General features: G+C 35.6%; 13 protein-coding genes, 1 pseudogene, 1 riboswitch and 1 other annotated feature. Of the genes and pseudogenes, 9 read left to right on the top strand and 5 right to left on the bottom strand.

The genetic code is table 11. The features are described 5' to 3' along the window. Window positions 1-246: 246 nt before the first annotated feature. From BM350_RS17545 to BM350_RS17515, 7 genes and pseudogenes are all read left to right on the top strand, one after another. Window positions 247-627, top strand: a complete 381-nt coding sequence (locus BM350_RS17545; RefSeq protein ID WP_244548040.1) for a MerR family transcriptional regulator — start codon at window positions 247-249, stop codon at window positions 625-627. A 123-nt stretch (window positions 628-750) separates the two neighbouring features. Continuing rightward, a complete protein-coding gene (locus BM350_RS17540) occupies window positions 751-2070 on the top strand; it encodes a hemolysin family protein (protein ID WP_090917298.1) in 1320 nt (439 codons plus the stop codon). A 48-nt stretch (window positions 2071-2118) separates the two neighbouring features. Beyond that, a pseudogene (locus tag BM350_RS28070) lies at window positions 2119-2404 on the top strand (hypothetical protein); the annotation flags it as partial. Window positions 2405-2600: 196 nt separating this feature from the next. Next, window positions 2601-3236: a streptogramin A O-acetyltransferase Vat(I) gene (gene vat(I), locus BM350_RS17530; RefSeq protein WP_090917297.1), complete on the top strand. Its 636-nt coding sequence runs from the start codon at window positions 2601-2603 to the stop codon at window positions 3234-3236. A gap of 23 nt (window positions 3237-3259) precedes the next feature. After that, the gene (locus tag BM350_RS17525) at window positions 3260-4147 is read left to right on the top strand and encodes a Vgb family protein (RefSeq protein ID WP_090917295.1); all 888 of its coding nucleotides are present in this window, start codon (window positions 3260-3262) and stop codon (window positions 4145-4147) included. A gap of 370 nt (window positions 4148-4517) precedes the next feature. Continuing rightward, the gene (locus BM350_RS17520) at window positions 4518-4901 is read left to right on the top strand and encodes a VOC family protein (protein ID WP_090917293.1); all 384 of its coding nucleotides are present in this window, start codon (window positions 4518-4520) and stop codon (window positions 4899-4901) included. A 264-nt stretch (window positions 4902-5165) separates the two neighbouring features. Beyond that, entirely contained in the window at window positions 5166-5882 is a 717-nt protein-coding gene (locus tag BM350_RS17515) for a class I SAM-dependent methyltransferase (RefSeq protein WP_090917291.1), read from the top strand. Between the two features lie 228 nt (window positions 5883-6110). Here BM350_RS17515 and BM350_RS17510 read toward each other — a convergent pair whose 3' ends face one another. Both BM350_RS17510 and BM350_RS17505 read right to left on the bottom strand, forming a co-directional pair. Continuing rightward, window positions 6111-6521, bottom strand: a complete 411-nt coding sequence (locus BM350_RS17510) for a DUF5391 family protein (protein WP_090917398.1) — start codon at window positions 6519-6521, stop codon at window positions 6111-6113. A gap of 134 nt (window positions 6522-6655) precedes the next feature. Next, the gene (locus BM350_RS17505; protein ID WP_090917290.1) at window positions 6656-7843 is read right to left on the bottom strand and encodes an MDR family MFS transporter; all 1188 of its coding nucleotides are present in this window, start codon (window positions 7841-7843) and stop codon (window positions 6656-6658) included. Window positions 7844-7982: 139 nt separating this feature from the next. Here BM350_RS17505 and BM350_RS17500 point away from each other — a divergent pair, with 139 nt between their 5' ends. After that, on the top strand, window positions 7983-8504 hold the full coding sequence (locus BM350_RS17500; protein ID WP_244548039.1) for a CGNR zinc finger domain-containing protein: 522 nt from the start codon (window positions 7983-7985) through the stop codon (window positions 8502-8504). Between the two features lie 38 nt (window positions 8505-8542). Here the strand turns inward: BM350_RS17500 and BM350_RS27020 are convergent, their stop codons facing one another. The 3 genes from BM350_RS27020 to BM350_RS17485 all read right to left on the bottom strand — a co-directional run bounded on the left by BM350_RS27020 (window position 8543) and on the right by BM350_RS17485 (window position 10636). Further along, the gene (locus tag BM350_RS27020) at window positions 8543-8686 is read right to left on the bottom strand and encodes a hypothetical protein (RefSeq protein ID WP_090917286.1); all 144 of its coding nucleotides are present in this window, start codon (window positions 8684-8686) and stop codon (window positions 8543-8545) included. A gap of 97 nt (window positions 8687-8783) precedes the next feature. Then, a riboswitch (cyclic di-AMP (ydaO/yuaA leader) is annotated at window positions 8784-8928 on the bottom strand. Between the two features lie 36 nt (window positions 8929-8964). Further along, on the bottom strand, window positions 8965-9417 hold the full coding sequence (locus BM350_RS17490) for a GNAT family N-acetyltransferase (protein WP_090917284.1): 453 nt from the start codon (window positions 9415-9417) through the stop codon (window positions 8965-8967). 64 nt (window positions 9418-9481) lie between these two features. Further along, on the bottom strand, window positions 9482-10636 hold the full coding sequence (locus BM350_RS17485; protein ID WP_090917282.1) for a 1-deoxy-D-xylulose-5-phosphate reductoisomerase: 1155 nt from the start codon (window positions 10634-10636) through the stop codon (window positions 9482-9484). A gap of 140 nt (window positions 10637-10776) precedes the next feature. Then, window positions 10777-10990: a binding site (T-box leader), on the top strand. A gap of 41 nt (window positions 10991-11031) precedes the next feature. On the opposite strand from BM350_RS17485, the gene BM350_RS17480 reads away from it, so the two are divergent. Further along, window positions 11032-12018: a tryptophan--tRNA ligase gene (locus BM350_RS17480; protein ID WP_090948286.1), complete on the top strand. Its 987-nt coding sequence runs from the start codon at window positions 11032-11034 to the stop codon at window positions 12016-12018. Window positions 12019-13052: the final 1034 nt, after the last annotated feature.

Genomic DNA, 13052 nt, shown 5'->3' with positions numbered 1-13052 from the left:
GGGAGAAAGCAAGTAGCGGTCCTGTTGTATTTTGCATAGCGCAATTTATTAAGAAAAAGAAGCTATTCTACAGCATATTTGTAGCTGCTTCTTTTGTACAGAAGAAAATGAATCTTAATATTTTTATAAACTATTATTCCCAACCATAACGTTTGACTGTACAGTTTATGTATTGTATGATGTTTGTAACAAATATGGGGAGGGAAGGTCGTTGGGAAGGTGTACCGAATCGGACAGTTGGCTCACATGGCTCATGTTTCGAAACGAACGATTGATTATTATACGAATCTAGGTATTTTGAAAGCGGAGCGATCTCAATCTAATTATCGCTACTACGACGAAACAGCAATTGAAACATTACGTTTTATTGAGAGATGTAAAGAAATGCATATACCGCTTTCTGAAATTAAGGATAGGATCGAGGAGAAAAAAAAGCTGCTCGGTGTTAATAAAGACGTTTCGGAACAAGTAAATGATGTAACAGAGCGTATCCACCGTTTGGAGACGGAATTAGTAGAATTAAAACCGTTATTAGATGGGTTAACAGATTCACAGCGCGAAAAACTAACGAAACATTTATCAACTCAGACGACAGCTTTAATACAATCTCTTATCTTACTTTTATAGTAGATAGAGCTATCCACCCTTTTAATTTCTGTATAGCGTTTTATTTTCTAAATGTAGAGAGTAAAAAAAGCAACTATTCATACAGGAGGTGGACACCTTAGTTTTCGAACTAGGGGGAATTCTTTGGAAATATTTAATTTAGTTATGATTGCGATTTTAATCGCATTTACTGGATTTTTCGTGGCAGCAGAGTTTGCTATGGTTAAGGTGCGTTCAAGCCGTATTGACCAACTTGTTGCAGAAGGAAAACGAGGCGCATTAGCAGCCAAAAAGGTAACAGCAAATTTAGATGAATATTTATCGGCATGTCAGTTAGGGATTACTATCACAGCTCTTGCGCTCGGATCGCTTGGAGAGCCTACGGTTCATCGATTATTACAACCGTTATTTCAAGATTTACATTTTCCAGAAGCAGCTGCGAATTCAGTATCGTATATTCTTGCATTTGCAACGGTTACCTTTTTACATGTTGTTGTTGGTGAGCTAGCACCGAAAACAGTAGCAATTCAAAAGGCAGAGACAATTACAATGTTGTTTGCAGCACCGCTTATTATGTTTTACAAAATCATGTTCCCGTTTATTTGGATGTTAAATAAATCGGCGCGTCTTGTAACTGGTTTATTCGGATTAAAACCAGCTTCTGAGCATGAGGTAGCACACTCGGAAGAAGAATTACGTTTAATTCTTTCAGAGAGCTATGAAAATGGGGAAATTAATCAGGCGGAGTATAAATATGTAAACAATATTTTTGAATTTGATAATCGCATTGCAAAAGAGATTATGGTGCCGCGCACAGAAATCGTTGGTTTCTATCTTGAAGATTCAGTAGAAGATCATATGAAAGTTATCCGAAGTGAAAAGTATACACGTTACCCGATCTTTGGAGAAGATAAAGATGATATTATCGGTATGGTGAACGTAAAAGATTTCTTTATTCGTTATATGAAAAACGACAAAGAAGACCTACAATCTATCAAAACATTTATGCGTCCTATTATTGAAGTAATGGAGACAATTCCAATCCATGATTTGCTTCTGCAAATGCAAAAGAAGAGGATTCCAATGGCTGTGTTATATGATGAATATGGCGGGACAGCGGGAATTGTGACGCTTGAAGATATATTAGAAGAAATTGTTGGTGAAATTCGTGATGAATATGATGAAGATGAGCATCCCCCAATTCATCATGTTGACGAGCATCATAAAATCGTTGACGGCAAAGTATTGATTAGTGAGATTCAAGATTTATTTGGATTACACATTGATGAAGTAGAAGTTGATACAATTGGCGGCTGGGTGATGACACAAAATCACGAAATTCAAGAAGGACAATTTGTTGAAACAGAAGGATATGAATTTAAAGTTTTAGAAAAAGACGTACATCAAATTAAACGTATCGAAATTCGTAAAATGGATTTACAAGAAGAAGCAGCAACTGTATAGTTGCTGCTTCTTTGGTTTTTTATGTAAAAATAGAAAAAACGTCCGATTTTAATCAATAAATATGGTTTACCTAATGAAGCAAGTTCTAGAAGAATTATTTGACATAACAATGGCCCTTGGAAGCGTACGGTTGTTCATCTTGATACGGTACCTCATAATTTTCCGACTCTCCATCTTGATTATTTGGCACAGTTTGATGGCAAGTTTATATATAGATCGAACTGCTGGTGAAGCTACGGCTAAATGTGATCAAGAAGCAGCAGATTTTATGGCTTTAAATTTGATGCATGATATGGTTACTGGCAGGCGAAATGTAAAAGATGCACGTCGTTTCATATCTGGGATATTATGGTGGTTATGATTGCGTGGGATATTTATGTTCTTCTGGGTGTATTTTCCTGATATAATAAAGATGACAAAAATGTTTGAAAATAAAGAGAGAACGATTAAATGTGTATAATCTTGGCGTTCCTCCGAATTTCGCATGACAGTTGAATGATGAATTGAATTCTGTTGAAGGAATGATGTTAATGATGGGACCAAACTCAAATGATAAGTATCCAATACCCGGAAATACAAATGTACAGTTCATTAGAAACACAATAACAAAGCCTAATATCATAGCTGGAGATTACTCCTACTACGATGCATTGAACGGAGAATTGTTCGAGGATCAAGTCTTGTACCATTATGAAGTCATTGGGACAAAATTGATAATCGGCAAGTTTTGTTCAATTGCCCCCGAAGTCAGGTTTATGATGGATGGCGGTAACCACAGAATGGATGGATCAACCTTTCCATTCAACATTTTTGGCAACGGCTGGGAAAGACACACGCCATCTTTAAAACAATTGCCGATTAAAGGGGATACGATTGTTGGTAACGACGTCTGGATCGGCAGACGTGCAACTATTATGCCGGGTGTGCGCATCAGTGACGGGGCAATTATAAGCGCTGAAGCCGTAGTCGTAAAGGATGTTGCACCCTATACTATAGTTGGTGGAAATCCTGCCAGGGAAATACGAAAGCGTTTCGCACCAGAGGTCATTCAAGAATTATTGGACATAAAATGGTGGGATTACGATATCGAACTTATTAACCAGTATATTGGCGCCATCGTAAGTGGAGATTTGGATACACTGAGAAAAATGAAACAGCAGTTATGATGCTTTATTGGGAGGTAAATGATATGAGAATCACGATACAAGAATATCCGGTTAATAAAGATTCAGGACCATACGGAATAACCGCTGGAAAAGACGGGGCATTGTGGTTTACGGAACAGAAGGGGAATCGAATCGGACGAATAAATGCTAAAGGTGAAATAAATTCTTTTTCCATTCCGACACCGAATGCAGGAGTTATGTCAATCATTTCGGACAGGACTGGCGAATTATGGTTTACAGAATATAACGCGAGTAAGATCGGGAAAATGTCGATGAACGGTCTTTTTGCAGAATATGAACTCCCTACGGCGAAAGCTGCACCTTTTGGCATAACGGAAGGTCCTGATGGAGCAATATGGTTTACAGAAATGAATAGCGGTAGGATCGGAAGAATCACAAATTCAGGGGAAATCACCGAATTTGAATTGCCTAATCCAAAATCATTTCCCTCTTTTATTACTTCGGGATCAGACGGGGCATTATGGTTTACACAGAATCAGAACAATACGATTGGGAAAATAACCACCAAAGGTGAGGTGACGGAATATCCGCTCCCAACACCTAACTCTGGGCCAGTTGGTATTACAAGCGGAACCGACGGAGCATTATGGTTTGTGCAAATCATGGGTAATAAAATCGGTAGAATTACGCCCTTAGGCGAGGTCAGTGAATTTGTTATACCAACGCCGGACGCTCGCCCTCATGCCATCATATCCGGGAAGAATGGGGATCTCTGGTTCACGGAATGGGGCGGTAACCAAATCAGCCGAATTACAATTGAAGGAGTTATTACAGAATATGTGATACCTACAAAGAATGCAGAGCCGCATGGTATCGCGATTTGTCCGGATGGTGATATTTGGTTCGCTGAAGAGTGTAATCAAATTGGACATCTGACAATCATGACGTAATAGTTCGAAAAAAGGTATATCCGCAAATATCTACGTGTTTTAAGCTGATACTACCTTGAGGGTTAAGAAATAACATTAAATTCCTTCTACATTGTGGGTACTATTCCTAGAAGGTGCTAAACAAAGTTTTAGTTCATATTCTTTTATTCCTCAGAACAAAAAGAACGAAAAAGATGGATAATTTATAATAAGGTTTGATTAAAAAACCTGTATTGGTATGCAGGTTTTTGGTTCCACAAACGGGCCATTTAATAGAATAAGGCTTTTTAATAAAATTGGTGTAGAGTTTGGAGAAGTTTAGATAAAAAGGATTATTTGTGGTGATTGTAGAAATTAAATTAAGAACGCCAAAACATTTAGGGGGAAATTAATGATTAATAAAGTCGGTCAAATTATGTTGTATGTAAATAATCAAGATGAGGCAGTGAATTTTTGGACTGAAAAAGTAGGGTTTAGTGTAATTTCTGAAGAAGATAACGGTCAAGGAATGAGATGGATTGAAATCGCCCCAACAAATGATGCAGAAACAAGTATTATACTCCACGATAAGGAATTAATCTCCAAAATGGAACCTAAATTAAACCTTGGTACACCTTCTTTAATGTTTTTCTCAAAAAATCTCGATAAATTACATAACGACTTATCAAATAAAAATGTTACAGTCGGAGAAATTGTAAATATGCCTTCTGGTAGAGTATTTAACTTTGCAGATAGTGAAGAAAATTACTTTGCAGTCATGGAAAAGAGTGAATAACTACCATTTTTAATCATGCCTAGCGAGAAGACCCTCACCTCAAGCGCGAAACGGTAGGTGTGGGTAGTTCAATGAACTAAAGGGTACAATTATGAAGCAATACAAGTAGAAAATGATCAATCTTAAATCTGTTGGATAAGAATCCATTTTGAACAATTTTTTTCAAAATGGATTCTTTTTAATGTTTATGGTAAATATTCCTAATTATTTAAAAATATAATAAAAATGAAAATTACGTCTTTTAGAACGAGAGGGGGATGGAATATGAATAAACAGCAAATTATTGATGCATACGATATATTAGCTAGTCATTATGAACATAGAGTCGATTTTGAGAGTCCGTATAATACAGATTATGAACGTCCGGCTATGATGAGTCAGTTGCCTAGCAGTATAAAAGGAATACATGTACTCGATGCTGGGTGTGCAGCAGGATGGTATACAGAACAGTTTCTAAATAGGGGAGCAAATGTAACCGCGATTGATGTTAGTAGCGAGATGGTTGCGGCTACAAAAAGAAGAATAGGGGAGAAGGTAGAGGTTTATCAACTAGATTTTGAAAATGCGTTACCTTTTGCAGACAGTACATATGATTGTATTGTCAGCTCGTTAGCTCTTCACTATATTGCAGATTGGAAACGAACATTTGCTGAATTTGTGAGGCTATTAAAGCCAGGTGGAACATTTTTGTTCTCCGTTCATCATCCAACAATGGATATTCATCTTTCAGAGAATAAAGAATACTTTAAGCGTGAATTTCTTCATGATAGATGGAAGAAAAGCGGTAAATATGTTGACATGTATTTTTACCGCCGACCACTGCAAGACATTATCAATGATACACTTCATCATTTTGAAATTGAAAAAATGATTGAACCGATCCCTACGGAAGAATTTAGAAGAAATTACCCATCATCTTATGAAAAGCTCTTAAAACAACCAAGTTTTTTAATTATAAAGGCAAAGAAAAAGAGATTCTAAGAATACAAGAAATTAGCAACATCTACCGCTGTGTAAGTTTTAGCGAAGTTAAATCCTATATAAATACAAATTAAAGAATCGAGATAAAAACACTCTTTCTTTTTAGGCGGACGAGAGCATCTGGCCATGCATAGAAACGGTCAGAGTCTTAACACCTCAACTTTTACAAATGTAATTTTCATTTTAGTAGCTCCTTAAAACAGGTTGTATTGTAAATAACTTGTTATATTAGATAAAGCGTTTTTGATGATTCGGCTTTGATGAGGAACGAAAAGCTATGAAATACCACATAACATTCACGATTAAAGTAGCTATGCAAAGTACTAGTAAAGTAGGGGATATCTCCATCGTTAAAATGACTACGAGTGTAGTCAGGCACATAAGAAGTCCAAATCCACAAAATACGGCCATAACGAGCTTCATGATGTGCACTCCGACTATATATAAAATTAAAGGCAGAATATAAAACGCAAGAACCATACCTATACTTACCCACATATTAAAAGTACCAAACTTATTGGCGTTAGGCCCGGAATCAGCAAGTGGAGAAAGTGAAGCCGCAACCAATAAAGAACAGAAGAATAACGCGGAAACTAAAGTCATGAAAATAATACGGGATTTGTTTGTTTCTTTTGTCATGACATGTTTCATTCCTTTCGAAGTAATTTATTGCCCCTTTATATTGTAACAAATATATAAATAAAAGGGTATTTTTGGTTGTTGTGTAGATTAACTTAACATATGTGAAAGTAAAACCAGAGTATGTAAAAATGTTACATACTCTGGTTTATATGCAATAGATTTTCATCTGTTTTAACAGTTCGATTTAAAAAATGAAGAAGTGAAAATCCAGCAATGCCTAAAAGACCAAAAATAATCCAAGGAAAACTCATATTTTGCCAATACTTCGTAAAGAAAGTTCCTGTATAGTTTCCGATAGTAAATCCAAGCGCTAGTGATAGCTGGAAGAAACCAAAATAGGTTGCTGTGTATTGTTCGTTGCTAAAGTTTGCTACAGCAATATCGGCATTAGGTAATACAAGCGTTTCTCCAATCGTAAATAAAATGACACACACTAGTAGCCAATTTGGATGAAAAGAAAATGGGATAAGAAGAAAAGATAACCCCATTAGTAATACACCATACTTTACAAGAGAAAGTGCATGATATTTTTTGAAAAGATATTTAAATGCAATCATAAATAAAAAACCTGTAATGGCGTTTGTTGTAATGACGAGTCCTACTAAGTTTTGATCGTGGCTTATATTATTCATATGAAGTGGTAGTGCAACTGTAAGTTGTGTAAACATCGTATAAAAAAACACCATGATGAGTGAAAAAGATAGAAAGTGTTTGTTTTGTCCGGCTGCTTTTATTCCTGTTAAAAGTTGCGTTTTATGCACAGTAACATGAAAGTGAGATCTAAGAAGAAAGAACAGGAATGCTAGAACGAACATGAGTGATCCGGTAAATATAAATGGATACATAGGATTCCATTGAAGTAGTATACTCCCTGCAATCGGCCCAATAATTGCTCCGCCGTTTAAAAAGAGATTTAGGTATGTAAAGGTATCTTTTCTTATATGAGCTGGTTGAGAGCCAAAGACAGCGCGTGCAGAAGGTTCATAGAAAGCTGTTCCAAATCCAATGAATATTGTTGCAAGTATAATGGGGTGAAATCCAGAAAATATTCCTAAAGAAAGAAAACCAATACCTCGTAAAGTCATTCCGGTTATCATCATGGTAATATAGCCAATCCGATCTGCAAGTATTCCCGTAAGTAATGGGAATATTCGAGAGGTAATCGTAAGGGCGGTTAAAATTGTACCAACTTGCATAGCGGAAAAATGTAAAAAATTAGATAAATAGATAGCTAAAAAAGCCATCACAGCAAAATGACCGAGCGTCATAAAAAAAGAAGAAAATAATACAAAACGAATAGGTAATGAAAAAGATCTCAAAGTATTCACTCCTTTTTGTTAACCATCTAAAAATTATAACGGTTAACATTTTTATGTTATGATTATACTGAAAATAAGAGATAAAGTAAACTATGGAAAGTTGGTGGTGATTTTGAGTAACAACCAAACTGCACCAGAGATGTTAGAAAGTATAAGGGCGCTTTTAAATACATGGAGAATACCAAATGAGACGAGAGAACCAATTGATTTTTTTGAATCGGAAGAAGATATACATCAGTTTATGATTGAGCAGTGGAATGAAAAGCTTCTTTTTGATTCAGTGAAAGAAGTGCAAAATTTCCGAGATACGATTCGTGAGGCGGTGGAGCAACAGAAGCCGTTACAGCCGTTGTTTGAAAAATATCCATTGCAAGTAATGATTGACGATGAATCAAACGGCATTACATATCAAGCAATTGGTGAGGAAAATTTATATACATTTATATTGCAGATTATTATCTCTGCCATTACAAGCAAACAGTGGGGGAGATTAAAAGCTTGTCCAGATTGTAAATGGGTGTTTTACGATCAATCTCGTAACAGTAGTAAACGTTGGTGCGGTATGTACGCTGAAGGAGAAGGGGGACGAGCTTGCGGAACAATTGCAAAAGTAAAAAGGCATCGAGCGAAGAAAAAAGCGAGTTCAAGTTATATAAAATAGCGGAAGCATTGCAGTAATGCAATGCTTCCGCTATTTTCTTACTTTCTATACTGAACAATATGTTGCATAAAATATTTATGTTGAATGCAACTTGCTGTTTTTATTGTATAATACGGACGGTGTTGTTCTAATTTTTCTCTTTGCTCCATTGTTTTCTTTTCATGGTCAGATATACGTAACATGAAAATCATCTCCTTTTATCTAACAATATACTTGTAGTAAATAAAAAACATATTGTTAGAGTTAAGGAGGAACGCTTTGTAGCATAAGTAAAAAGCACCTTCCTCTCTCAATACGCTTACGAGGTTAGCTGTCGGACTCGGAATGTGAGAGTATCCCTACTAAAAAAAAGATTCGCCCCAAGTGGCAAATGCCACAGAAGTGGTTTCCCCGTTCCGAAATTTGGATTAAGCGAAAGGTTATATAAATTAAATTAACATATTTATCCAAGTTAATCAATTTATTTTAGCTTTGTTAACTGCACAAGAACGAGACCGTCTGGTAATGTAATTTCTTTTGTTTCTATAAAATTATGTTTCTTATATAAAGAAAGTGCAGGCGTATTTTTCTTACCGGTTTGTACAATATAGTTTGTTGTTTCTTCATGTAGTTGAAATAGGTGTTGCAATAGTGCTGTTGCAATTCCTCTATGAAAATATGTAGGGGAAACAACGAGACGATGAATATCAACAACAGCATCCTCATATAGAAACGAAATAAATCCAGCTAACGTATTATCAATGAAGTATCCATAAAAGATTTCATTACAATTTTGAATATCAACAATCGTGTCATATAATCGAGGAATTGAATCGTTTTGAATGTACTGTGCTTCAATTTTATATGCGGGAATTTGAACTTCTAAAATTTCCGCAGCTTCTTCAATAGAAGAAGGAGATAATTTTCGAATCAAGTGAAGGTCTCCTTTTATGAAAAGAGGGAGAATTTTATATTCTCCTTCTTTCGTATCAGTATTTTTACATTTTTACAAGTAATTGATTAGCATATTGACGTGCCCATTGATCAGCTGCTAATACTTCTTCTAATGAAGGATTCGCAACATTATGATGAGCTTCTAATGCAGAATAGATTGTTTTTTCAATGTCAAAAAATGAAATTTTATCTTGTAAATATAAAGCATTCGCAATTTCATTAGCAGCATTTAATACAGCCGGAGTTGTCCCACCAATTTTCCCAGATTCATAAGCATAGTGAAGGCAAGGGAATTTCTCTAAATTAGGTTTTTCAAAATGCAAGCTGCCAATTTCTAATAAATTTAATTTTTTAAAAGAAGATGCTAAACGCGATGGATAGTGGAATGCATATTGAATCGGCATACGCATATCAGGTGCCCCAAGCTGGGCCATAATAGAGCCATCTACAAACTCTACAAGAGAGTGAATAATGCTTTCTTTATGAATCATAACATCAATTTTTTCATAGGGAACGTCAAATAACCAACGTGCTTCCATTACTTCAAATCCTTTATTTAGTAATGTTGCAGAGTCAATTGTTAATTTTGCTCCCATGAGCCAGTTTGGATGTTTTAGTGCATCTTTCGCTTTGAGAAGTTTCATTTCTTCACGTGTTTTATCTCTAAATGCACCGCCAGACGCTGTTACAATTAACTTTTCAATTTCTTTATTGTTTTCACCATTTAAGCATTGGAAAATAGCAGAATGCTCACTATCTACTGGAATAAGGCGACAATCATTTTTCTTTGCTAATTCTGTAACAATATGACCTGCTGCCACTAATGTTTCTTTATTCGCAATCGCAATGTCTTTTTTCGCTTTTAAGGCCTCAATTGTTGGAAGCAGTCCTGCTACACCAACGACGGAAGTTAAGACAAGATTACTATCGGGGTGTGTAGCAACTTCAATCAAGCCATCTTCTCCGTATACAACCTTTACTCTAGTAGAAATTCGTGAGCGTAGTGTATCTGCTAATTCTTTCGTACTTACGCTTACAATACGCGGCTGAAATGTTTGGATTTGTTGTTCTAGCATATCAATATTTTCATTTGCAGTTAAACCAATAATTTGAAAATGTTCTGGGTGAGCAGAAACTACATCTAGAGCTGACGTCCCAATCGAACCAGTTGATCCCAGAATTGAAATGTATTTTACCATAATAAATCCTCCGTAGTTGAATGAATCTTTTCCGTGAACTTATATATAATTAGCTAAAAAAAGGAAAATTCCTGCTTAATAAGACAGAAAGTTCCCTTTTATCTAAAAAAATATTGTGGTATAATGAGGGGAAAATAAAAGAAAAAGCGATGATAGAGAAGAGTACATATTTGGAACTTCATAGAGAGCTGATGGTTGGTGAAAATCAGTAAGGGAAAAATATAGAATGGGCTCTGGAGCTGCAAGCCGAACTGAGTAGGCTTTGACGGTTGTTTCGACGTTATTCGAATTATAAAGAGAGCTATGAAATTGTAGCTAATAAAGGTGGTACCGCGGGAGTCCCTCGTCCTTTTTAGGATTGAGGGGCTTTTTTATATGGTAAAGGAGGAGAAGTTATGAATAAAAAAGTTATGTTAACAGGAATTAAACCAACTGGACATCCACATCTTGGAAACTATATTGGGGCAATTAAACCAGCCCTGCAGCTTTCTAAACAAAAAGAAGGAGAGGCATTATATTTTATTGCCGATTATCACGCATTGAATGCGCTGCAAGATCCCAAGAAGTTTCGTGAATATACGAAAGAAGTAGCCGCAACATGGTTATCATTAGGCTTAGATGAGCATGTAATCTTTTATCGTCAATCAGATGTACCAGAAATTTTAGAATTATACTGGATTTTAGCTTGCCTTACTCCGAAAGGATTAATGAACCGCGCTCATGCTTACAAAGCAAAGGTTGATCAAAATATAGAAGCAGGAGTAGATGTAGATACTGGTGTAAACATGGGACTATATACGTATCCTATTTTAATGGCTGCCGATATTCTATTATTTCAATCAAACTATGTTCCAGTTGGGAAAGATCAAATTCAGCATGTAGAAATTGCGAGAGATATTGCTTCGTATTTTAATAACGCATTTGGGGAAATCTTTATATTGCCAGAGTATATCATTCAAGAAGAAGGAGCAATTGTACCAGGTCTCGATGGACGAAAAATGAGTAAAAGCTATGGAAATGTCATTCCATTATTTGAAGAACCAGAAAAGCTGAAAAAACTTATTTTCAAAATGAAAACAGATTCTTCCTTACCAAGTGAACCGAAAGAACTTGAAACATTATTTATGTTGTATAAAGAATTTGCGACAGCTGAGGAAGTCGCAATAATGAAAGAGAAATATGCAACAGGAATTGGCTGGGGGGATGTAAAAAAAGAGCTATTTTGTGTCATTAATCGTGAGTTAGAAGAGCCAAGGAAGAAATATGAAATGTATATGAATGAACCGCATTTACTTCAAGAAGCAATAGAAAAAGGAGCAGAGCGGGCAAGGGAAATTGCTAAGGTGAATTTAGCGGAAATAAAAAAACGGATTGGGTGTTAATGTAAAAAACAGCCAATTGATTTGTTTCATTTATGTGTGGAGGGCGTTTATGACCTGTACAAAAGTGAGCATTATAGGTTAAAACAAAAGGGAAAAATATGGAATGGGCTCTGGAGATGCAAGCTGAATTGAGTAGGCTTTGACGGTTGTTTCGACGTTATTCAAATCATAAAGAGAGCTATGTAATTGTAGCTAATAAAGGTGGTACCCCGGGAGTCCCTCGTCTTTTTTAGGATTGAGGGGCTTTTTTATATGTAAAAGGAGGAATAGTTGTGAATAAAAAAGTTATGTTAACAGGAATTAAACCAATTGGACATCCGCATCTTGAAAACTTATATTGGGGAAATTAAACCAGTAAAATGCTATACCTTTGAAGGAAACATAATTTTTTGTTGATTAACTCAGGAATGTTTAAAAAAAGAAGTCCTGGGGTATACGGGACTTCTACGGGTAATGTGTCAAGTAATGGCGTGCTCGACTGAGTAAATTTAACATGAATTTTCAAAAAAATATATTGGTAAATTTGTCTAATTTAAAGGTGCGTATTTGCGCTAAAAAAGACGTCTCGTTAATATATGAGACCTAAAATGCAATGCTGACATGTAAAAACCTATGCTATGCAACTTTAACATGATTTTTCGAGAAATAGCATTAGTAAATATAGCTAATTTGTTTTGAAAAAAGAGCAGATAACCTTCGCTATCTGCTCAGCCTCAAGGGAAGTGGAGACTAAGGTATCTACAGTGTTAACGGAACATTGAGGTTTATTCAAATGAAACAGAATTAGTATATGTATAAATTGTAAGATGAATTAGATAAAAAATAACATAATTGTAGTATAGCAAGATAAAACTGAGATTATAGAAAACAAGTTTTTGAGTTTTCGGCGCTCCTTTTCATCTTCGGTAGCAAAAGAAATATGTTTTTTTATTCCAGATGTTAATATCCACACACCAAATATTAATCCTAATATACCAACAAAAATCTGAAGAATTGGGAATGTAGTGGCATCCAAGACAAGTGAAAGTAAAGTT

The organism is Bacillus sp. 103mf (genome assembly GCF_900116295.1).
GTDB classification, from domain to species: Bacteria; Bacillota; Bacilli; order Bacillales; family Bacillaceae_G; genus Bacillus_A; species Bacillus_A bruguierae.
Note: the sequence above shows the minus strand (reverse complement) of the source record. Positions and strands in the feature narration are given on the sequence as shown.